This is a genomic window from Streptomyces sp. NPDC046939 (assembly GCF_040644575.1).
Lineage (GTDB): Bacteria > Actinomycetota > Actinomycetes > Streptomycetales > Streptomycetaceae > Streptomyces.
The window spans coordinates 61,893-83,935 of record NZ_JBEYWV010000014.1 but is presented as its reverse complement, the minus strand read 5'-3'; the positions used below and the strand labels follow the sequence as shown (position 1 = coordinate 83,935).

Annotated in this window: 18 protein-coding genes and 1 pseudogene; 9 read left to right on the top strand and 10 right to left on the bottom strand. The window is 67.9% G+C overall.

Annotated features, from left to right (window positions below):
* Nucleotides 1-58: 58 nt before the first annotated feature.
* Nucleotides 59-817, bottom strand: a complete 759-nt coding sequence (locus ABZ877_RS17400; protein ID WP_361071290.1) for a Tat pathway signal sequence domain protein — start codon at nt 815-817, stop codon at nt 59-61.
* A gap of 196 nt (nt 818-1,013) precedes the next feature.
* On the opposite strand from ABZ877_RS17400, the gene glgX reads away from it, so the two are divergent.
* From glgX to ABZ877_RS17385, 3 genes are all read left to right on the top strand, one after another.
* Nucleotides 1,014-3,131, top strand: a complete 2,118-nt coding sequence (gene glgX, locus ABZ877_RS17395) for a glycogen debranching protein GlgX (RefSeq protein WP_361071287.1) — start codon at nt 1,014-1,016, stop codon at nt 3,129-3,131.
* Between the two features lie 81 nt (nt 3,132-3,212).
* A complete protein-coding gene (gene treY, locus ABZ877_RS17390) occupies nt 3,213-5,573 on the top strand; it encodes a malto-oligosyltrehalose synthase (RefSeq protein ID WP_361071284.1) in 2,361 nt (786 codons plus the stop codon).
* 108 nt (nt 5,574-5,681) lie between these two features.
* Nucleotides 5,682-6,923: a M14 family zinc carboxypeptidase gene (locus ABZ877_RS17385; RefSeq protein WP_361071281.1), complete on the top strand. Its 1,242-nt coding sequence runs from the start codon at nt 5,682-5,684 to the stop codon at nt 6,921-6,923.
* A gap of 16 nt (nt 6,924-6,939) precedes the next feature.
* Here ABZ877_RS17385 and ABZ877_RS17380 read toward each other — a convergent pair whose 3' ends face one another.
* A complete protein-coding gene (locus ABZ877_RS17380; protein WP_361071278.1) occupies nt 6,940-7,491 on the bottom strand; it encodes a DUF1707 and FHA domain-containing protein in 552 nt (183 codons plus the stop codon).
* 179 nt (nt 7,492-7,670) lie between these two features.
* Here ABZ877_RS17380 and treZ point away from each other — a divergent pair, with 179 nt between their 5' ends.
* Nucleotides 7,671-9,416, top strand: coding sequence for a malto-oligosyltrehalose trehalohydrolase (treZ, locus tag ABZ877_RS17375; RefSeq protein ID WP_361071275.1), 1,746 nt, complete (start codon nt 7,671-7,673; stop codon nt 9,414-9,416).
* Nucleotides 9,417-9,428: 12 nt separating this feature from the next.
* Here the strand turns inward: treZ and ABZ877_RS17370 are convergent, their stop codons facing one another.
* The 4 genes and pseudogenes from ABZ877_RS17370 to ABZ877_RS17355 all read right to left on the bottom strand — a co-directional run.
* Nucleotides 9,429-10,325, bottom strand: a complete 897-nt coding sequence (locus tag ABZ877_RS17370) for an aminoglycoside phosphotransferase family protein (RefSeq protein ID WP_361071272.1) — start codon at nt 10,323-10,325, stop codon at nt 9,429-9,431.
* Between the two features lie 5 nt (nt 10,326-10,330).
* Nucleotides 10,331-11,467, bottom strand: a complete 1,137-nt coding sequence (locus tag ABZ877_RS17365) for an aminopeptidase P family protein (RefSeq protein ID WP_361071269.1) — start codon at nt 11,465-11,467, stop codon at nt 10,331-10,333.
* 133 nt (nt 11,468-11,600) lie between these two features.
* Nucleotides 11,601-12,197 carry a PDZ domain-containing protein gene (locus ABZ877_RS17360; protein ID WP_361071267.1) on the bottom strand — a complete coding sequence of 199 codons (597 nt, stop codon included), beginning with the start codon at nt 12,195-12,197 and terminating at the stop codon, nt 11,601-11,603.
* 54 nt (nt 12,198-12,251) lie between these two features.
* A pseudogene (locus ABZ877_RS17355) lies at nt 12,252-13,604 on the bottom strand (multicopper oxidase domain-containing protein); the annotation flags it as partial.
* Between the two features lie 105 nt (nt 13,605-13,709).
* On the opposite strand from ABZ877_RS17355, the gene ABZ877_RS17350 reads away from it, so the two are divergent.
* The 5 genes from ABZ877_RS17350 to ABZ877_RS17330 all read left to right on the top strand — a co-directional run bounded on the left by ABZ877_RS17350 (nt 13,710) and on the right by ABZ877_RS17330 (nt 18,195).
* Nucleotides 13,710-15,404 (top strand): recombinase family protein, encoded by a 1,695-nt coding sequence (locus tag ABZ877_RS17350; protein ID WP_361071264.1) that lies wholly within the window; start codon nt 13,710-13,712, stop codon nt 15,402-15,404.
* Nucleotides 15,405-15,487: 83 nt separating this feature from the next.
* Entirely contained in the window at nt 15,488-15,697 is a 210-nt protein-coding gene (locus ABZ877_RS17345; RefSeq protein ID WP_361071261.1) for a hypothetical protein, read from the top strand.
* A 1,492-nt stretch (nt 15,698-17,189) separates the two neighbouring features.
* Entirely contained in the window at nt 17,190-17,345 is a 156-nt protein-coding gene (locus ABZ877_RS17340; protein ID WP_361071258.1) for a hypothetical protein, read from the top strand.
* A gap of 23 nt (nt 17,346-17,368) precedes the next feature.
* On the top strand, nt 17,369-17,680 hold the full coding sequence (locus ABZ877_RS17335; protein WP_361071255.1) for a hypothetical protein: 312 nt from the start codon (nt 17,369-17,371) through the stop codon (nt 17,678-17,680).
* A gap of 11 nt (nt 17,681-17,691) precedes the next feature.
* On the top strand, nt 17,692-18,195 hold the full coding sequence (locus ABZ877_RS17330) for a hypothetical protein (protein WP_361071252.1): 504 nt from the start codon (nt 17,692-17,694) through the stop codon (nt 18,193-18,195).
* Nucleotides 18,196-18,457: 262 nt separating this feature from the next.
* Here the strand turns inward: ABZ877_RS17330 and ABZ877_RS17325 are convergent, their stop codons facing one another.
* The 4 genes from ABZ877_RS17325 to ABZ877_RS17310 all read right to left on the bottom strand — a co-directional run bounded on the left by ABZ877_RS17325 (nt 18,458) and on the right by ABZ877_RS17310 (nt 22,031).
* Nucleotides 18,458-19,033, bottom strand: coding sequence for a hypothetical protein (locus ABZ877_RS17325; protein ID WP_361071249.1), 576 nt, complete (start codon nt 19,031-19,033; stop codon nt 18,458-18,460).
* Between the two features lie 151 nt (nt 19,034-19,184).
* Nucleotides 19,185-20,108: an HNH endonuclease gene (locus tag ABZ877_RS17320; RefSeq protein WP_361071246.1), complete on the bottom strand. Its 924-nt coding sequence runs from the start codon at nt 20,106-20,108 to the stop codon at nt 19,185-19,187.
* 174 nt (nt 20,109-20,282) lie between these two features.
* Complete coding sequence (locus ABZ877_RS17315; protein ID WP_361071243.1) at nt 20,283-21,104, bottom strand: hypothetical protein; 822 nt, start codon at nt 21,102-21,104, stop codon at nt 20,283-20,285.
* A gap of 81 nt (nt 21,105-21,185) precedes the next feature.
* Nucleotides 21,186-22,031, bottom strand: coding sequence for a helix-turn-helix transcriptional regulator (locus tag ABZ877_RS17310; RefSeq protein WP_361071241.1), 846 nt, complete (start codon nt 22,029-22,031; stop codon nt 21,186-21,188).
* Between the last annotated feature and the right edge of the window lie 12 nt (nt 22,032-22,043).

The following is a 22,043-nucleotide window of genomic DNA, read 5'->3' as shown; positions in this document are numbered from 1 at the left end:
ACGGAAGGACTCCCTTGTGCAGGAGAGGTATGTGGAGGGTTCGGTTCCGCCGCGGCGGTCAGGACAGGCGGCCGACGGTGCGGTCGCTCAGGTCGACGACGAGGGCGCGGGTGTCTATCCACGGTCCGTTCGTCACCTTGGCGACGACGCGCAGGCAGCGGTGCTTTCCGCAGTCGGTGAGGTCCGCGGGCACGCGCGCGACGGTCTCCTTGCGGAAGATCATGCCGCTGAGCTGGAGCTGTCCGGCCTTGGTGAGCTGCTTGCCGGTCGCGTCCTTGTAATCCGCCTTGAGGTCGGCGCCGAGCCTGTTCGCTATCAGCAGGTCCGCGGCCTCGGCCAGTTCCCCCTGGCTGGGCGGCGGCTGGACGCCCTTGTCGTTGCGCGTGTCCTCCACCTTGCCGGTGTCGAGGTTCACGGTCTTGGTGACGACGGTGTCGCTCTTGTAGTCGTAGGAGACGACGTCCGCGCGGCGCTGGGCGGCCGCCGCGCCGCTGAGGCCCGGCTCGGTCTCCGTCAGGTTGGTGGACAGGTGCTGGGGGCCGCGGTCGCCCTCCACGTCCCGGGCGGTCCTGCGCAGGTTGTTGTTCTGGACGGCGATCTTCTCGGCCCGGTCGATCTCCGCCTCGGTGAGCGGGTCCCGGCCGACCCCCTTCGCGCCCTCCTCGGGCGCCGCCTCGACCGTCCCCTCCGGCGCCACGGCGTCCTGCTGGGCCGTGCCCGCCCTGGCCGCCGCGCCGGCCTCGTCCCCCGCGCCGCCCGGCAGGCCCACGCCCACCGCGACGGCCGCGCCGGCGGTGGCCAGGGCCACCGTGGCCACCAGTTTTCCGAGATGGCGTCTTGCTAGCTCGCGCACATCTTCCCCCTGCTCTCCCGGCAGTCCCGCGTGCGGGCGCGCCGGATGTACGTGGTCTTCCTGTAAGAGGGGGCCAACTCGGAGGTGGTTCCGTCACTTTCGGGGACAGACTCACTGGTGTCGCCCGGACCGCCGGGCCGGAAGTGGAAGAGTCGACAGCATGCAGGTCTGGCCTGGACAGGCGTATCCGCTCGGTGCCACGTACGACGGCGCCGGAACCAATTTCGCGGTCTTCTCCGAGGCCGCCGACAGGATCGAGTTGTGCCTGTTGCACGACGACGGTTCGGAGACGGCGGTGGAGCTGAGAGAGTCCGACGCGTTCGTCCGGCACGCCTACCTCCCCGGCATCATGCCGGGGCAGCGGTACGGCTACCGGGCGCACGGCCCCTACGAACCCGCGCGCGGGATGCGCTGCAACTCCGCGAAGCTGCTCCTCGATCCGTACGCGCGTGCCATCAGCGGGCGCATCGACTGGACGGAGGCCGTGTACGGCTATCCGTTCGGCTCGCCGGAGGAGCGCAACGACCTCGACTCGGCGCCGCACATGATGGCGTCGGTCGTGGTGAACCCCTACTTCGACTGGGGCGACGACCGCCCGCCGCGCACCGAGTACCACGAGACGGTGCTCTACGAGGCCCATGTGAAGGGGCTGACGATGCTCCACCCGGAGCTCCCGGACGAGCTGCGCGGCACCTACGCGGCGCTCGCGCACCCGGCGGTCATCGAGCACCTCACCGAACTGGGCGTGACCGCGCTCGAGTTGATGCCGGTCCACCAGTTCGTCAACGACCACCGCCTGGTCGAGATGGGCCTGAACAACTACTGGGGCTACAACACGATCGGCTTCTTCGCCCCGCACAACACCTACGCGTCCTGGGGCGACCGGGGCGAGCAGGTCCTGGAGTTCAAGTCGGCGGTGCGGGCGCTGCACCAGGCGGGCATCGAGGTCATCCTCGACGTCGTCTACAACCACACGGCCGAGGGCAACCACCTGGGTCCGACCCTCTCCTTCAAGGGCCTCGACAATCCGTCGTACTACCGCCTCACCGACGATCCGCGGTACTACATGGACACGACGGGCACGGGCAACTCGCTCCTTATGCGCTCGCCACACGTCCTGCAAATGATCATGGACTCGCTGCGCTACTGGGTCGAGGAGATGCACGTCGACGGGTTCCGCTTCGACCTGGCGGCGACCCTGGCCCGCCAGTTCCACGAGGTGGACCGGCTGTCGTCCTTCTTCGACCTGGTGCAGCAGGACCCGGTGGTCTCGCGCGTGAAGCTGATCGCGGAGCCCTGGGACGTCGGCGAGGGCGGCTACCAGGTGGGCAACTTCCCGCCGCTGTGGACCGAGTGGAACGGCAAGTACCGCGACACCGTACGGGACCTGTGGCGGGGCGAGCCGCGCACCCTGGCGGAGTTCGCGGGCCGCCTCACCGGCTCCTCCGACCTCTACCAGGACGACGGCCGCCGCCCGCTCGCCTCGATAAACTTCGTGACCTGCCACGACGGCTTCACCCTGCACGACCTGGTCTCGTACAACGAGAAGCACAACGACGCCAACGGCGAGGAGAACCGGGACGGCGAGAGCCACAACCGGTCGTGGAACTGCGGCGCCGAGGGCGAGACCGAGGACCCCGCCGTCCTCGACCTGCGCGCCCGCCAGATGCGCAACTTCGTGGCCACGCTGATGCTGTCCCAGGGCGTGCCGATGCTCAGCCACGGGGATGAGTTCGCGCGCACCCAGGGCGGCAACAACAACGCCTACTGCCAGGACAACGAGGTCTCCTGGGTGCGCTGGGCCGACCCCGACGCGCCGCCGGAGCCGTTTCTGGAGTTCACGCGCGCGATGGTGCGGCTGCGCCGCGAGCACCCCGTCCTGCGCAGGCGCCGCTTCTTCCACGGCCGCCCGGTGGAGGGCACGCACGACGAGCTGTCGGACATCTCCTGGTTCACCCCCGAGGGCGAGGAGATGACGCAGGAGGACTGGACGGCGGCGCAGGCCCGCTCCCTGTCGGTGTTCCTCAACGGCAACGCGATCTCGGAGCCGGGGCCGCGCGGCGAGCGCATCGTGGACGACTCGTTCCTGCTGCTGTTCAACGCCTCGCCCGAGGTGCAGGAGTTCGTCGTGCCGATGGATCACGGCCGGCAGTGGCAGACGGTCGTCGACACGGCGCTGCCGACGGGGCTGCCCACCGACGACGGTCCGAAGGTCCAGGCGGGTGACCGTCTGGAGCTGGTCGGGAGGAGCCTCACGGTGCTGCGACGGCCCGCTTAAGGGCTTTTCGGCGTTCACCGCGGCGCGCCGCAGCGCCGCGGTGAACGCACGAAAGGCGCGCTTGAGGGTAAGTAGTTCCGCATGACGCCTCACGCCCCGACGGCCACCTACCGGCTCCAGCTCCAACCCGATCTCGGCTTCGCCGCGGCCGCTGCCGCCGTCCCCTACCTGGCCTCCCTGGGGGTCTCCCACCTGCATCTGTCGCCGGTCTTAGAAGCAGTGCCCGGCTCGACGCACGGCTACGACGTGGTGGACTGCGCGCGCGTGCGCGGCGAACTCGGCGGCGAGGACGGACTGCGGGCGCTGGCCGCCAAGGCGCGCGAGCACGGCCTCGGCCTGGTCGTGGACATCGTGCCCAACCACATGGCCGCCTCCCCGCGGCACAACAGGCCGCTGTACGAGGTGCTGCGCGACGGCCCCGCGTCGCCGTACGCGCGCTGGTTCGACATCGACTGGGAGGCGCAGGGCGGCCGGGTCCTGCTGCCCGTCCTCGGCGGCCCCGTCGGCGAGGAGCTGTCCGCCCTCAAGGTGGAGGGGGACGTGCTGCGCTACTACGACCACGTCTTCCCGCTGCGCGAGGGCACCCGCACGCTGCCGCTGCCGCAGCTCCTGGACGCCCAGTGGTACCGCCTGGCCTGGTGGCGCCTCGCACGCACGGAGCTGAACTACCGGCGCTTCTTCACCATCTCCGACCTGATCGGCGTGCGCCAGGAGGAGCCCGAGGTCTTCGAGGAGACCCACGCGACGATCCTGCGGCTGCTGCGCGAGGGCGTCGTCGACGGGCTGCGCATCGACCACCCCGACGGCCTCGCCGACCCCGGCGGCTACCTCCAGCGCCTCAGCGACGCGACGGGCGGCCGCTGGACCGTCGTCGAGAAGATCCTGGAGGACGACGAGCACCCGCCCGCCGCCTGGCCGGTCGCCGGGACCACGGGCTACGACGCGATGCGCCACATCGACGGCCTGTTCACCGACCCGGCGGGCGCGGACGAGCTGCTCGGCCTCTTCCGCCGGTTCACGGGCGTCACTGCCGACCGCGGCGGCGAGTGGGCGGCGACCGCCCGCCGCGCCGCCCACCACGTCGTCACGCACGAGCTGGCCGCTGAGATCGACCGCCTCACGCGCGAGGCGACCGCCCTGTGCGCCGAGAAGCCGGAGCTGCGCGACCACGCGCCCTGGGCGCTGCGCACGGCCCTGCACGAGCTGCTGGTGCGCGTCCCGGTGTACCGGCCGTACGCGGCCGGGGGCGTCGACCCGGAGACGGTGTTGACGGCGTCCGACGCGGCCGACGCGAAAGCCGCGTTCACCGTCGCGGAGGAGGCCCGCGCCGTCGACGCCGTACGCGACCTGGCGCTCGGGCGGCACGGGGACGGCCCCCGCCACAGGGCGTTCCGGGCGCGGTTCGCGCAGGCCGCGTCGGCGCTGCGGGCCAAGTCCGTCGAGGACACCGCCTTCTACCGGTACACGCCGCTCCTGTCCGCCCTGGAGGTCGGCGGCAACCCGCAGAGCCCGGCGGTCACGGCCGAGGCGTTCCACGCGTACTGCGCGCGCGTGCAGCGCGACTGGCCCTGCACCTCGACCGCCCTGTCGACCCACGACACCAAACGCAGCGCGGACGTCCGGGCGGGCATCGCGACGCTCAGCCAGTGCCCGACGCAGTGGGAGGCGCTGCTCGCCCTGGTGACCGAGCTGACCGCGCGCGGCGGCGCCGGCAGCGCGCCCGACCCGCAGACGGCATGGGCCGCCTGGCAGACGGTGGCCGGGCTCGGCCCCGCCGACCCGGAGCGGTTGCAGGGCGCGCTGCTCAAGCACGCGCGCGAGGCGGGCCTGTACACGACGTGGACCGAGCAGGACGAGACCTACGAGAGCGCCCTGCGCGACTTCGTGGCGTCCGGCCCCTGCGGCCCGCCCGGGGAGGAGGTGCTGCGCTTCATGGCGGACCTCGCCCCCGACGTACGGGCCAACGTCCTGGGCGCGGCCCTGGTGCACCTCACCATGCCGGGCGTCCCGGACGTCTACCAGGGCACCGAGCACGCGTACCGCGCCCTGGTCGACCCGGACAACCGGACGCCCGCCCGCTTCGAGGCCGCCCAGGAGCCGGGCACGCTCTCCGCGGAGAAGGAGGCGCTCACCAAGGCGGCGCTCCACCTGCGCAGGGAGCACCCCGAGTGGTTCGGCGGCGCCGCCACCTACGAGCCACTGCCCGCCGAGGGCCCGGCCGGGCAGCACTGCGTGGCCTACGCGCGCTCGGGCCACGTCGTCGTGGCCGTCACCCGGCTCTCCCTGCGGCTCGCCGAGGCGGGCGGCTGGCAGGAGACGCGGCTCGCGCTGCCGCCCGGCGACTGGACGGAACTGCTCGACCCGGGCCGCCAGTTCACCGGCGACGCGCGCGTGGCGGAACTCTTCCGGCAGTCGCCGGTGGCGTTGCTGGTACGCGCCTGAGCAGGACGGCGTAGCCTGCACCGGCGACGAAGCGGAGCACAAGCCTTCTTGACAGGCAAGGCCGAGCGTGGGGTACTGCGGATGCTGACGCCAGGAGCACCAGCGGGGGTGAGTCATCTGACGGATCAGCGGTACCCCACCACGGCCGAACTGGCCCGGTCAGCGCGGGAGCTGGCGACTCACCGGCCCGATCTGTGCCGCTTACGCCGGATCGGCACGTCACGTGAGGGCCGCCCGCTGCATCTGCTGTCCGTCGGGCACGACCCGCGTACCGTCCTCGTCGTCGCCGGGGCGCACGCCAACGAGCCGACGGGCGGCGCGACCGCGCTGCACCTGGCCGAGCGGACGCTCCTCGAACCGGCCCTGCGCTCCGACCGCTCCTGGCACTTCCTGCTCTGCGCCGACCCGGACGGCGCGGCGCTGCACCGCACGCCCGCCCCGCGCACCCTGCTCGACTACCACCGGCACTTCTTCCGCCCCGCGGGGCCCGAGCAGCCCGAGTGGTCGCTGTCGGTGCTGCCCGCGGACCGGCTGCCGCCGGAGACGACGGCGCTGACCGGCGCCATCGACGAGCTGCGCCCCTACCTCCAGGTCTCCTTGCACGGCACCGAGCTGGGCGGGAGCTGGGTGCAGTTGACCCGGGACATCCCCGGGCTCGCGGAGGCGTTCGCCAAGTCGGCGGCGGAGCTGCACATACCGGTGGAGACGGGCGCCTGCGACGCGGCGGGCTGGCCGACGTCCGGGCCGGGGGTCCATGTGATGCCGGGACTCGACGCGCGGGCCGCGTTCCCGAGCCTGCCCGACGACGCCCGGCACTCCACCTGGCACCACGCGCACCGCTACGGCGGCTCCACGGCCATCATCGAGGTGCCGATGTGGGCCAGCGACCTGGTCGACGACCCGGCCCCGCACCCCGCGCCCGAGCGGGCGCTGCGCCGCATCTCGGCGCGGCTCAGCCGCGACACCCGCCTCGTCGAGGCGATCCTCATGGAGACGCTGCCCCGCCTGCCGGACACCACGGGCCCGCTGCTGCGCGCCGCCCGCTGGGCGCTGAGCCTGGTCCCCGGCCTCGCGGACGACTGGGTGCAACCGCCGCCGCCGGACGCGACGATGGCCTACGTCGGCAGCATCGACGCCTTCGCCCGCCGTCTCCCCCTGCGCGCCGCGGCGATGCTCCTGCGCGTCCTGGAGGAGGCCGGCGACCCGGCGGCGCCCCGCCTCGACGCGCTCGTCACCCGCTGGTGCGAGGTGTACGGGACGCGGTTCGGGGCGCGTTGGGTGCCGGTGGCCCACCAGGTCGAGCACCAGGCCCGTACGACGATCGCGGCGGTCCGTCACGCGCGGGGCTGAGCGGGACGCGCCGGGGTCAGTTGGCCGAGAGCCGGAACGAGATGTGGCCGAAGGCGACCTGGTCGCCGTCCTGCACCACGGCCGCCCCGGTGACGCGGCGGCCGTTGACCGTCGTGCCGTTGGTGGAGCCGAGGTCGCGCAGGACCCACATGCCGCCCTGGCGGCTCAGCTCGGCGTGGACCCGGGAGACCGTGTCGTGGCTCAGGCGCAGCCCGTTGGCCGGGTCGCGGCCTATGCGCAGCGGGTACGGGCTGCTCTGCGGCGGCAGCAGCAGCTTGGGCAGCCGCTCGACGGTCCAGGCCCTGCGCATCCGCACGGTGAACCCGGAGACGGCGCCCACGGCGCCGAGGATCGCGCGGGACCAGCGGTTCTCGCCGCGCAGATCGGCGGTGAGCGCGTGCAGTTCGTCGGACCTGCGGGCGGCGAGCGCCAGCTCCATGCGGCGCACGAACGTATCGTGCGAGAGGCGCCCGAGCGCGACGCCGTCCCTGAGCACCGCCAGCGCGCGGTCCCGCTCGGCGTCGGTGAGCCGCGCGGGGTACGTCTGGTGTTCAAAAGAGGACGTCACGCCTGTGATTGTCGGGCAGCGGGACCGCAGTGTCCAGAAAACCGAGGGCGCCCCCGGTCGCCGGCGGTCACAAAAGAACCGGCCAGTCGCGGCGATTTACCGGCGAAACGATCATTCCTGTCGCAGGATGGACGCGTCGTCACTGTCGGCAGACATCCGGCTACGAGGGGGAAGCGTCCGTGCGTTTCGAGGTGTGGGCACCCAAGGCAGAGCAGGTCACGCTCCATTGCGACGGCGACACGCGGGCGTTGGAGCGCGACCCCGGCCGCGCGGGCTGGTGGTCGGGCGAGGCCGAGGCGCGGGACGGGACGCGGTACGGGTTCGCGCTCGACGACGGCCCCGTCCTGCCCGACCCGCGCTCGCGCCGCCAGCCCGACGGACCCGACGGCCTGAGCGCGGTCGTCGACCACGAGCGGTACGTATGGCGGTCGGGCTGGGCCGGGCGGGACCTGACCGGCGCCGTCCTCTACGAGCTGCACGTGGGCACGTACACCCGGGAGGGCACGCTCGACGCGGCGGCCGAGCGCCTGGCCCATCTGGCCGAACTCGGCGTCACGCACGTCGAGCTGATGCCGCTGTGTCCCGTCCCCGGCCGGTACGGCTGGGGGTACGACGGGGTCAGCCTGTGGGCGGTGCACGAGCCGTACGGCGGGCCCGAGGCGCTGAAGCGGTTCGTCGACGCCGCGCACGAGCTGGGGCTCGGCGTCGTCCTCGACGTCGTGCACAACCACTTGGGCCCCGCCGGCAACTATCTGCCCGCGTTCGGCCCGTACTTCACGGACAACTACCACACCCCGTGGGGCAGCGCCGTGAACCTGGACGCGCCCGGCTCCGACGAGGTGCGCGCCTACCTGATCGGCAGCGCCCTCGCCTGGCTGCGCGACTACCGCCTGGACGGCCTGCGCCTGGACGCCGTCCACGAGCTGCACGACCGGCGCGCCCTGCCGTTCCTGGAGGAGCTGTCGACGGCGGTGGACGACCTCGCCGAGCGGCTCGGGCGGCCGCTGTTCCTGATCGCCGAGTCCGACCTGGACGACCCGCGCATGATCACCCCGCGCGCGGAGGGCGGCCTCGGCGTCCACGCGCAGTGGAACGACGACGTGCACCACGCCGTGCACGCGGCGGTCACCGGGGAGAGCGACGGCTACTACGCCGACTTCGCGCGCGAGTCGCTCGCCGCCGTCGCCAAGACGCTGACGCACGGCTTCTTCCACGACGGCACGTACTCCTCGTTCCGCGGCCGCCACCACGGCCGCCCCCTGGACCGCGCCCGCACCCCGGGCCACCGGCTGCTCGCCTACACGCAGACCCACGACCAGATCGGCAACCGCGCGCAGGGCGACCGGCTCGCCGCCTCCGTCTCCCCCGGGCTCCTCGCGTGCGCGGCGACGCTGGTCCTGACGAGCCCCTTCACACCGATGCTGTTCATGGGCGAGGAGTGGGCGGCGAGCACGCCGTGGCAGTACTTCACCGACCACACCGACCCCGAGCTGGCGGAGGCCGTCCGCAAGGGCAGGCGCCGGGAGTTCGCGGCGCACGGCTGGGCCGAGAAGGACATCCCCGACCCGCAGGACCCGGCCACCCGGGAACGGTCCTGCCTCGACTGGTCGGAGCAGGCGACGGGCCACCACGCGCGCGTGCTGTCCTGGTACCGCGACCTGATCGCCCTGCGTCACGCCCGTACGGACCTCCAGGACGCGGATCTGTCGGCGGTCAAGGTCGCCTTCGACGAGGAGGCCCGCTGGATCGCGTACCGCAGGGGCGATCTGCGGGTGGCGGTGAACCTGTCGGCGGGGCCGGTGTCGATCCCGCTGGGCCGCCCGGTGGCCCAGGTCCTCGCGGCGTGGGAGCCGGTGGAACTGCCGGGAGCGGACGGGCTGTTGACGGTGCCGGGCGAGTCGTGCGTGATCGCCGTGGCTCCTTGAGGTCCGGCTCGGCTAGACCTGCTCCAGCAGGATCGGCTCCCAGGCCCGTTCGAGTCGCGTCCGCAGCAGGGGTACGGGGCTGTCCGCGTCGTCGCCGTGGAGGCGGTCGGCGAGGCGCAGCAGGGTGTCGCAGCGGGCCAGCCACAGGCCCCGCAGGCAGACCCGGGGCCCGTACCCGGCGAGGGTCGCCGAGCGCACCGCCGCCCGCGCGCCGACCGCGCCCGCGAGGCCCGCGATGTCCTCGGCGGGGTCGCCGGCCGCCGCGCCGGTCCAGTCGAGGACCCCGCGCACCCGCCCGCCCCGGTCGACCCTCAGATGCCCGCCCTTGAGGCCGTGGTGGACGAGGACCGGGTCGCCGAGGGGGCCGAGCTGGACGACGGCCCGGGGCGTCAGCTGGTCGAGCCGCCCGGCCTCGAACTCGTCGTCCGCGTCGAGCTTGCGGGCCGCCGCGCCCGCCGCCCGGCGCAGGTCCTCCAGAGGGCGCGGCGCCTCCTTCGGCACGCCGAGCGCCGTCGCGCGGGCCACCGGCACCTCGTGCAACCCGGTGAGCAGCGCGGCGAGGTCCTCCTCACCGGCCGCGGTGACGTCACGGACCTCGGCCGACTCGCCGGGCAGCCGTGTGTCCAGGGTGCAGGCGAGGCCGGGCGCCCACTCCCCCGACGCGACGGACGCGGGCACGCCGACAGCCACGTACGGCCGGACCAGATCGCGCAGCCGGAGTTCGCGGCGCAGCCGCCGCGACGCCTCACCGTCCGGTGCGAGGCGCAGGACGTGCCGGTCGCCGACCCACCAGGTGGTGTGTCCGCCGCCCTCGGCGGCCGGGCGCACCTCGGCGCCGCCGCCGTCCGGGGACAGGGTCGCGAGGATGCGGTGCACGGTGTCGGGGGTGAGCGGCTCCGGCGCGGGCATGGTGGTCAGCCCACGATCGCCAGGTCCCGGGCGGTCGCGTTGAGGCGCCGGCCGCCGTCCTCCGTGACCGTGACGATGTCCTCGATCCGCACGCCGAAGCGGCCCGGCAGATAGATCCCGGGCTCCACGGAGAAGCACATGCCGGGGACGAGCGGCTGCTCCTCGCCCTCGATCATGTACGGCGGTTCGTGGGTGGTGACGCCGATGCCGTGCCCGGTGCGGTGGATGAAGTACTCGCCGTACCCGGCGTCGGTGATGACCTGGCGGGCGACGCGGTCGACCTCCTGGCAGGCGATGCCGGGCCGCACGGCGTCGCAGGCGGCGGTCTGCGCCTCGCGCACGATGTCGTGGACGCGGCGCTCCTCGTCGGTGGGTTCGCCGACGTGCACGGTGCGGGTGGTGTCGGAGCCGTAGCCGTGCTTGAGGCCGCCGAAGTCGAGGACGACCATGTCGCCGTCCTGGATGACGCGGTCGCTCGCCTCGTGGTGCGGGTTGGCACCGTTCGGGCCCGAGCCGACGACGGTGAAGTCGACCTGCGAGTGCCCGAACTGCCGCAGCAAATCCGCCAGTTCGCGGGCGATGTCGCTCTCCTTGCGCCCGGCGAAGGTGGTCTTCCTGATCTCCTCGTACGTGGCGTCGGCGGCGGCTCCGGCGGCCGCGAGCCGCTCCAGCTCGGCGGCGTCCTTGACCCCGCGCAGCATGGGCAGCGCCTCGGTGAGCGAGACGTACGAGGTGTCGGGCAGGGTGCGCTGGAGGCCGAGGAGGTGCATGGCCCAGGCGTTGTCGCTGACGCCGAAGCGGCCGGTCGCGCCCCGCGCGCCGAGGAGCGGGGCGGCGACCGCGTACGGGTCCTTGCCGTCGGTCCAGTCGCGCAGGGTCATCGCGTCGGCGCCCGCGGCCTTGGCGGCGTCCGGCGCCTCCAGGGTCGGCACGACGAGCGTCGGCTCCTGTCCCTCGGCGAGCACCAGGAGGGTGAGCCGCTCGGTGTCGGCCGGCACGTGGTACCCGGTGAGCCACACCAGGTCGGGCCCCGGCGCGACGAGCACCCCCGCGAGCCCGGCGTCGGCCGCGGAGCGCGCGGCGCGCTCCATCCGGGCCCGGTAGTCGGCGGCGGTGAAGGGGGCGGGTGTGCCGGTCGTCATGCGGGGGCCTCCTGGGCGCGGACGGGGTGCGGTCGTCTACGGGAGCATCCTGCCCGGCCGGGGTGGCGGACGCGAGTCCGTTCCCGCCCCTTCTCGCGCCCTGCCGCTCATACATGGAAGTTCGTGACCGCCGTCAGGTCACGAGGCCGGGTGTCACCGCGAGCGTCTGCCGCACACCGTCGCGGTGGCGCACCACGAGGAGCACCTGGCGCCCCGGGCGGGCGTTCGCCACCCGGGCCACCAGGGCGCGCGCCGAGCCGATGTCCACGGCCCCGAAGCGCGTGACGACGTCGCCGCGCACCAGTCCGGCCGTGTATCCGGGGCCGGGGACGTGCACGGCGACGACGAGCGCGCCGGGGCCTTGCGGGGCGTCGGCGACCTCCACGCCGAGGATGGTGCGGGCGGGGGCCTTCTCCGCCGGCCGGGCGTCGGTCATCGCCTTCTCCTGTGGGCGCTGCTGTACCCCGGCCGCCTTGCCCGCGCCGCTGATGTCACTCGCGCCGCTCGTGCCCCGTGCACCGCTCATGTCGCTCAGGCCGCTCAGGCCGAGGACCGTGGTGCCGACGGCGCCGAGGCCCGCCCCGGCAAGCACCAGGGCCAGGGCGCAGAGCAGCCCGGCGAGCAGACCGGCCGTGCGCCGGCCACCACCACCTCGTACGACGTCCGGGCGGCGGGAGCCCGCCCCCGCCGTCCCGGGCATCGATCTCGGCCGCAACGCAGTCCGTTCCATGGTCACAGCCCTACCCGTCGCGGTCCGCCGCCACGGGCCACGAACGGGTGAGAATCAGTGGCCGCCGTGTCCTCCGTGGCCGCCGTCGTGCCCGGCCCCGTGGTCGAACCTCAGGGCCTCCTGCGGCGCCACCACGAACGGGCGCATCATGCCCATGTCCTCGTGCTCGAGCAGGTGGCAGTGGTACATGAACCGGCCGTACGCCCCGTCGAACCTGCCCATGACGCGGAGCATCTGGCCGGGCAGGGCGCGGAAGACGTCCTTGTACCCCTGCTCGTTGGGCGGCAGCGGGACCGGTTTGGACCCGTCGTAGGCGACCGGCTGCGTCGTGCCGCCGATCTCCGTGCTGAACCCGGAGGCGTCGTACGTGTCGCGGCCGAGGATCTGGAAGTCGGCCAGGTGGATGTGCATCGGGTGCACGACCGGCGGGTTCACCGCGAGGTTGAGGAAGCTCCACTGCTCGTGGCTGCCCTCGGCGACGGTGAAGCCGAGCCCGTCGTTGAAGGTGCGGGCGATGCGCCGGTACGTCTTCAGCCTGCCCTTGTCGTCGACGAGCTGGATGACGCCCTCGGCCGGGACCTTGAGGCCGGCGGCCTCCGCCTCGTCGACCTCTGCCATCTCCCACATCTCCGGGTGGCCGCCGCCGCCCTTGGTCGCGGGCGGGGTCAGCACGATCAGCCGGTGGCCGTGCTGGATGTCGTGGGTCAGCTTGCGGAAGGAGCCGGAGAGGACCTCGGGCAGCGTGAACGGGTCGGGCTCGCACTCCTCGGCCTCGCCCACCCGGAACTCCAGGACATGCGGGTACGGCACGTTCCCCGCCGCGTCGGGCACGCCCGGCGCCTGGTTGGGCCCCTTGTTGACCAGGCGGACCCGGCGTCCGGCGAGCGCCGCGAAGTCGATGAGCAGGTCCATGCGCTCGGCCGGGGCGACGGTGAGCGCCGGCAGCGCCTCGTCGAAGTCGACGGGCACGGGGCGCGGCAGGAGCCCGCCGTCGCTGCCGATCTGGTGGAGGACGCCCGGGACGGGCTGGTCGTCCTCGTCGATCAGGACCAGGTCGAAGATGCGCGCGTTCGAGGCGTTGACCAGGCGGAAGCGGTACCAGGCGGCGTCGACGGCGGCGTAGGGCCAGATGCGTCCGTTGACGGTGGTGTAGGGGCCGGTGAACGGCAGGGAGACGGGCTTGCCGGTCTCCGCGTTCTTCGGGTCGACGATCACCGTCTTGTGCAGCAGCCGCCCGTTCAGCGTGCCGTCGGCGTCCGTGTCCAGGTTCCGGTCGGCGAGGAGCAGCGGGATCTCCCGCTCGCCGCCGGGCAGTCCCAGCGCGTCCTCCTCGTCGTCGCGGATCAGGTAGGTGCCGTACAGGCCGGACTGCACGTTCCAGCGGGTGATGTTCATGGCGTGGTCGTGACCGAAGGGTGCAACCCCGCCTCTGACCTGGGAAAACACGGATTCTGAGCATTCCACTCGCTCACAGGTGTCCGAGGCGGGACCACCTACGGCGAACGGGCAACGATGGAACGGCAAGACCTTCCCAACCTGCGGGCACTGGGCTTCAAAGACGACGAACTCAAAGAGCTGGGGCTCTGGGAGCCAGCAACCGGCGAACCGGCTGATCTGGCAGAGGCGTACATCAGACGGTCGAAGAAAAAGGACACCCTCACTGCACTGCGCGGCCATCTGCGCGATATCTGCCGCAGGGCGCACGAAGAGGGAAAGACTGTCCGGCATGTCTGGTTTGAACAGCGCAGCGCCAGCAAGGCTCATATCCGCCGCGAAGAATTCGACAGCTCCTGTGACGCCGTGCTGCGCGGACTTTCCAAGACGCTCTACGTCTGGCGTACTGACCGGCTTTCACGGCGGGGCATGGGTGCTGTCGACAGGCTGATTGACGACTTCGAGCGGAAACAGCGCGCACGCATCGTATCCACCAGTGAGGGACTGGACTCTTCACAGCCTGGCATGCGCATTGTGTTCGGCATCCTCGCTGACCGCGCACGTGAAGAGGCTAAGTCCATCACAGAACGCACCCAGTCAAGTTCTGATGAATTCAAACGGGAGGGAAACTGGCACGGCGGAGTGACACCCTTCGGCCTTTACTCGCCCAAGGGTTCAAAGAAGCTGAAGCGACTGCCGTCTGAATATCCGTTGGCCCGCCGCATCGCTGAGTACCTTCTAGCTAGCAAGGTGCCCCAATGGATTGCCGAGAAGCTGAACAGCGAAGGGAAGCGCACGCGAAAGGGGAAGATGTGGCGCGCGCAGACCATCATCCATCTCGCCCACTCTCCCGCATGGGCCGGTCTAGTTCCTAACCGTCAGCGGGTATTCGACGCTGACGGCAATCCTCTCGACAAGTGGGTCAAGCGCGCTGAACCGCTGCTGAACACTAAGGGTGAGCCGGTGAGCTGCGGCGAAGGTGTCGTGACGTACGCAGAATGGCTCAAGATTCAGCGCATCCTGTCCGGCCGCACTAGTAATGAGCGCGGCAAGGGCCGCAGCAAGGGAACGGGGCGGGGCGTTCGCCAGCACAAGACCGTGGCGGGTTGGATTCTACGATGCCCGCGCTGCTCTGGCCCCATGTCCAACGGCGGAACCAACTATCGGTGCGACACTCGGGCCACTCAAGGAAAGACAGCCTGCGAAGGAACGGTAACGGCCCGGGCGCGAGTGGACGAAGCCGTTGCAGTGCTCTGGATTAACCATATCTGGAGCCTACGGCCCGAATCCCCGACCATCCGAGAAATAGCTCGGCGCTGGCTGGCCTACGAAAGTCCCGAAAAGGAAGCACGCAAGCAGCGGGCCACAGCCCTGTATGACGCCGCCATTGAACGGCAGGTTAAATTGCGTAAGGAGTTCTTCGTTTTCGGCCGCATGGACGAAGCCACTTTTGAGAGTCTTCGGCAGCAACAAGATGAGTTGGTTGCCGAACTCCGGAAGGAACTGGATGAACTGTCATCCGGGGAAGACCTAACGCCACTCATGGACCCAGAAGCGCTGGCAGCCATTTGGCAGGCAGAGGGCATTGAAGGGCGACGGGAGCTGTTCAAGGCTGCATGCAAGAAGCTGACCATTTCGCTACCGACAAAGCCCGGCGACAGGACACCAATCTTTGACCGGCTCCAGCCGGAATGGCGGGACGAGACCGTTAATCCGGCAGCCGAGGCAGCTTGGGACAGACGGGAAGCCAGATTGACACAACCCGCTGGCTAATCCGAAGAGAAGGAATGGCACCGGTCCGGCAGGACTTTGGCGAGTGACAGCCGGACCGGTGTCCCTGAAAGCAAGGCACCATCATGACACGCGAAGAATTTCGGGCACAGTGCGACGCCGAAGAGGCAGCGTTCAACCGTGAGTTGGAGTGGCGGCAGATCACGCGGAAGCTGGAAGCCCTGTACGGCGCCGTGAGGGCCGGAGACAGCACCGCCTACACCCGCCAGCGCATCACCCGGCTTGAGGCGCTGCAACAGGCACTCATGGGCTTCCCTGGCGCGCTGACAGCCTGAGACTCCCTGGCCCCGTCTGGCTTCGCTGCCGGGCGGGGCTTTCTCATGCCCTCAGACGCCCGCCGAACGCGTTACGGCTAGGCCAGAGACCGGACCAGCCGACAACGCCACCAGTGGGCACCTGAGCGCCTTTCAGGGATGCACTGGCACCAAGGGGTCGACCGGACGCCGGAAGGGCTCAGATGGGCACCCATGACTCCCAGAAGCGGACAGCGGAAACGGGCGAAAATCTGGTAACCGTGTAGCTGGTTTCTGACACTCCATCAGCACACAGCCCCTGACCAGCGGAAATGTAGAAGTGTAGTTTCCCCCCATACTTCAGTTTCCTCTCATGAGTCTTAGCAGCGATATCCAGACCGACCCGCGAACCTACATTTCTACACACCTCCAAGACGGATACAGGGCGAATTTAGGCGGAACCCCTAAAGAGGCCCCTTTTTCCACTCCTCGGCGCGTTCCGCTGGCAGTCGCCCGCTACTGCACCAACGCCAGAATGTCACTGATTCTCTAAGTGATACACGTCACATAATTCACTGGGTCTGCAATGTCCGAATGCGCATAGTTCGGGGGCACTCCACTCGCTAGACACATTACGAAGGGGAAGGAACATCAAATCCCCGGCGGGTGGCAGCCACACCAGACCCGTGCACTTAGACGCCCTGTTACGGGGGCTCAATACCGTGACCAGAACCAGCCCCCGGACAAGGGTCGAGTAATTGAAGGCGCGTGGCTGCCCCTTCTGTTGCTCCCCTCGTCTGGGGGCTTTTCTCGTATCCGCGCATATGCGGGCAGCCACTCAGAAAGACTTCCACCATGCCTACGGCACGTAGTGACTACAAAACAGCGCACAGGCGCGTTGTTGAGATCAAAGGACCGGCTAGTCACAAACCCTGTGAGTTCTGCGGAACCTTCGCCACTGACTGGGCCTACGACCACCAAGACGACGCTGAGGTTTACCGGGACGGTTACCTCTGGTCTGAGAGCACGGCCCACTACATGCCGCTCTGCGTGCGCGACCACAGAGCGTATGACCGGTCCTTTCGGAAGTACGGCAAGAGCGCTCTTCCTGCTGTCGCTGAGGCGCTTCGTGAGGCGGCACGGGAGCACTACGAAGAGCGACGGCAGGTAGTTGAGACTGCGGCTGTTGCTTCCTGGCGTGCCCGTGAGCGCGGCCTAGCAGGTAAGCCAGGGATTGACCACAGCAAGCCGTCTGCCGACGCCGTGCGTGCCACTCAGGCGAGTCTCAGCAATGCCTACGCTCAAGGGCCGTCCGGCATCTCCCCGGAGGAGCTACGGGCTTCATGGGTTCGCTGGTCCGGTGACTTCCTATGAACGCCCAACTTGGCTGGCTTTTCGAAGTGCTGGTGCTGGCGCTGTGGGTGTCGCTGATCTACCAAATGGCTGGCGTCATCTAAAGACCAGGGCAGGGGCTTGTACTAGCCAGAGGCAAGCCCCTGCCCTTCCCTTTTCCCTGCAATAGGAGTGCTCCCAGATGGACGCTATCGGCGCTGAGCAAGCGATAGACATTCTTGAATCACACGCAATCGTGCCGAGAGATGACCGGCAGCGGGACGAGCTGTTCGCGGCGTTCGCGTGGTTGCGCATCAACGCAATTCCCGAGATTGACACCACCTACGAAAATCCGTAGGTGATCCCCCTGAAAGGAACCCCATGAATGACACCCCCTGGTACATGCGCACCGTTGAGCCCGGCGATGAGGGCGCCAGCGTTGATGGACAGCGTTGGATGATTGAGTCTCTGGCTTCCACGGCCAGCGAATCGGACGATGCTGTGGTTGCCCACCTCAAGAACGCTGAGGCTAAGGGCTTCGAGATCAACCCGGATCAGCGAATGGCTATGGGTTACGCGACCGTGGCCCGGAAGGCTGCCGCTCAGCTCGGTGAGGCTACGCCGAAGACCTCCAGCGTCAGTACAGACCCCATCACCCCTGAGCAGCGTATTGCGCGCGGCTATGGCGCCTGAAAGGAATCACCATGACCGACGACATTCGCCCTGCCACTCAGGATGAACTAGAGAAGGCGCGCAAGGCCGCTGAGCGTGCCGCAGCCAAGGTTGCTGAGCTAGAAGCGGCTGAGGCTGTCAAGCTCGACGCTGAGGCAGCAAAGCGCCTTGAGCGTACCCAGGAATACGACAAGGGCTTTTACTCCCGCTGGCGGGACGTTGCCGCAGATGCCAATGAATCAGAAGGCAGTACGGCAGTTCCCGACTATGACCCTGCGACGATGGGTTTCCTTGAGGTGCTAATCAGGCAGGTTGCCGTTGAGCAGAAGCGCGTGTACGTCCGGAACCATGCCCGACGCGCTGAGTCCACCCTAGGAGTTCCATCTAACCAAAGCGTGGTTCCAGATGACCGGTACCGCGCCGTGGACATCGTTGAGCACATCAACGCACTTATCGGCCGGGAAGCCGGACGCCGTGCCAAGAAGTTCAACGATGCTCTTGAGGCTGAGCGAGAGAAGTTCATCAATGGCGAGTGACGCGCTGGACCCCGGGCCGGATGGTTCGTATCCCTGGTTCCCCCGGCTTCCGGATGGTTCCCCGGCCTGGTCGGATCGCTGCCCAGAGGGTTACCAGGGGACGCGAATGCCACGGGGCCTGAGTGCTGTTGTGCGGAATGGCCAGCGGTACGTCATTGACCTCACTCCGCGCGATTCTGCGGGTAACCCGATCGTCCCGCCAGTCATCCCATGAGAGACGAACCTGTTAGTGGGCTGCCCTGCGTCTCGTCGCGCGGGGCGCCTACTCCTTCGTCCCGTCATTATCCAGCGCAATCCGAACCTTTTCAGTGAAGTCGGAGATGGAGCGGCTGAATTCCACGTATTTCCAACACCCATCTTCCCACTTCTCAGCCAGACTACGTGCACCTGGATGATTTCCCGTCACAATCGTCACCCCGAGCGAACCGTAAACACTACCCGACTTGTCAATTACAACAGCTACTGCTGTACTCACTTCCTTCGGGCCCGCAATCTGCACCCTCGTCGCGGTCTTCCTAACCTTTTCGTGAAGTGACTTAGATTCACTGATCGTCGCCGCTAGGTCCATGCCCGGCGGAAGGATGCGAAGGCGTTCTAGGTCATCGAAGTCTTGTGGTGCAGGAGCTAGCAGAATCTTGGTCAGGTTCGCGTGCTCCTCTGCTGCATCTATGAATTCCTCGTATACAGCCTGCCGTGAATCACGTCTCTGTCTCACATGCTCCGCCCGTGCCGCCATCCTCGCTTGTTCGCGTGCTGACCATCCAGTAGCCAGCGCTGCACCAATGGTTGCAACCGACCCTGCCAACGCCCCCAGCACCGCCGCCAATCCCGCATCCATGGCGCAACCTTCCCGGCGCACCAGGCATGCGGTCAAGGGCACCTGCCCGGGGTGTGCTGCCGCAACCAGGCACCCTCAGCCGGCTGAAATCACGGCCATTTCTGACCTGCGCCTTTGCTGCGCCGCAACTTCGCTGGCGCGTGTGCTGACGCTAACGAATCGCCTTATCTAGCAAGTACATAGGCTTTGTCGGCCAATCTGCGATCTGGCCGCTCAACGTGGCAGTAACGCCCCCTGTTTCGTCACGCAATTCTGAGATCGATTCTGCCAGCTCCTGCATGGACAGCGTTCCCCAGGGGTCCGGCAGAAATACGGTGTAGTGCCCGAGAACTACATGGACACTACTCAGGTTCTCTGGTTCTCGGACAATCATGATTGACCGAGTATTACTGTCAGCCTTGGGGTTGAATCCGATGGTTAGTGGAAGTTCCGTTAGCGAATCTGACTTCAACTGTGCGCGAATCGGATCAAGTGCCGGTCGAAGAATGTAGCGCCAGCCCAAGGCCGCGAATGCGGCCAAGTAGGCGGAGCGAATCCACGAGACATCCGCATGCTGAGGTGAAAAGCGCTCCGTAAGGGTAAAATTGAACTTCGGCGCTTCGCCCCGTTCAGATGCCTCACGTAGAGCCTTTTCGTGGGCATCAAGCATCGCCGGGTCATTTTGTTTCGGGACCCCCTGCATGAGCCATCCTGTCCCGGAACTCTGCACCTCCCCTCGTACAGAGATACCGTCCGCCAGGAATACAGCACGTACGGGTCGATTGGTTTGCTTTCCCAGCAAGAAGTTATGCACGTCCGCACGCCTTATTGCATGAGCGTCAAAATGTCGACCCGCATCGTTGTTGCAGCGCTTACACGTGAGCAGCATTCCCTTTCCGCCGAGCGCATCGGGTGGCACGTGTTCCGTGGTCAGCACTTTCGCCGCAACCGCTTCGAACGGATATGCGATCAAACAGCACGGACACGCGTAGTAATCGTCTTCAGTGGTCGGCAGTCGATCAGCAAGCCGAAGTTGTTCGAGTGCTTGCCGGAAGAGTGGTGCGCCTTCACGGAACCACTGCTCTCGCTTGTCCATGCCTAGATTATGACTCGCCAGCAGGGCTTTGCGCTCCGCATTTCACCCGGACGACCGTCAGCACGGAGCTACTAGCGCTCCCCGGGGGGCCACCCCCTCCCTCTTCCCTGGCTACTCGGCAGGGAGGCAAAAAGCTAGCGCCGCAGCTTAGAGCGTTTGCGCGGAGAGGTTTAGTCACTCACTGGCCAGATCTTCGTGACCCTGATTAGCGGGCGACCCAGAATCAGGTCGCACAGGCCGGAGAGTGAACGACCGATACAGCGGCTCGATAGCGGGTGCTCCAGAGTTCGGCTCACTCTCCTCATCCTCCTGTTTTTCTTCTTCGAAATATCGCGAAGCAACAATGTCGGCGACGATGGACTGCACGATTAGACCGTTACCGGACCGGAATGCATTGACTCCATTTACGTAGAGCACCACCGAAGCAATGCCCCCAAAGAGGAACCACGGGGTTAGGCTGGCAGCCAGGATCACCCAAAGGGGAACGGTATAGATCGCGACATTGATACGGAATTCCCCCTCGGCGTTAAGTCGATCACTCTCCATGTAGATATCTATGTTGCTTTCGATCAGATGTACGCGCAGCTCGGGAAACTCGAACTGGATGTCATCTATCAACATAGCGGGGCGGTTTTCGTATGGATCACTCACACCGCGCACGCGAAAAGCCTTCAGGGCGTGACTCTGCAATGCCACCATATCTTCGGATGTGACGAGCGCAAGTTCACCGAAGAAGAACCAATTCAGCTTCGCTATTCGCCTCCATGGCACCCTCATAACGTCACCAATAAGGTATAGAATGCATGCAAGCGCCGCTGTTACTATAGGCCTTCCCGCTATCTCCGCCAACGAATAGACGCGTTCAATAAGGCCGTTCACCTCTCCGCGCTTGGGTATTGACTCGCCAAACAGAATCCACAATTGCAGCGCGCACAACACGCCGATAGAAAATGGCGTACGAAGATGACGAAACCCTGGAAGTAGACTCGCAAGCATGCCCTAATGGTGCCACTGTTAGGGGTTCCAGGGTGCAACTTCTCCTCAATCTGTCTGGCCGGTAAGCTGGCCGGGTGGCTTTCAACCGACAGCTTCGATAGCTGTCGTGATGAGCGAGCGGGCGTCTGCCCCGTAGGCCGCAACGCCTTGCAAGTGCCCAAACGCCTTAAGGTATAGCGCGACATCACTTGGCTGAGTCTCTTTAATGGCAGCCGATAGGGTTTCCACATGGACGCGCCGACGGTCAAAGATGGTGAACGTTTCCAGCGGCCACGCTTGACGGGGTGCCGTGAATGGAATGACGCCCAAAGAGATTGAGGGCAGCGCCATGACAGACAGCAAGTGACCTAGCTGGGCGGCCATCACTTCCGGGCTGCCAATCCGGTACCGCAACACGGACTCTTCAATCAGCACCGCGAACCTGTGGTCACCTTCGCGGATCACGTGCGACCGTTCCATGCGCGCCGCCACTGCATCTGACACATCGTCAGGCGTACCGCGAAAGCGAGCAATCGAGGTCAGGAGCGCTGTCGCATAGCCCGGGGTCTGGAAGAATCCGGGAACGACGTTCGAGCAGTACACGTGAAACTGCCGTGTCTGCTCATAGAGCGGTGCGCCCGACTCCTGTAGCCGTCTGAGTCCGGTTCGTTGTAGCCGCCTCCACTGGACGTACATGGAATCTGCCTGCCGATTGGCAGCGATCAAGTCGCCCGCTTGTTCCGGCACCCCGCACGCTTCGCACCAGGCTCGTATATCAGCGTCGCTGGGTGGCGTCTTGGCGCGCTCGATCCGTGATGACTTGGACTCACTCCAGTCACAGCGGACAGCCAACTCACGCCCTGTGATTCCTGCGTCTAGCCGCATTTCCCGCAAGCGACCGGCTACAGCTTCCCTGGCTTCCTGGGCTTGGGACGAAGGTGAGGACATAAGTTGGCTATC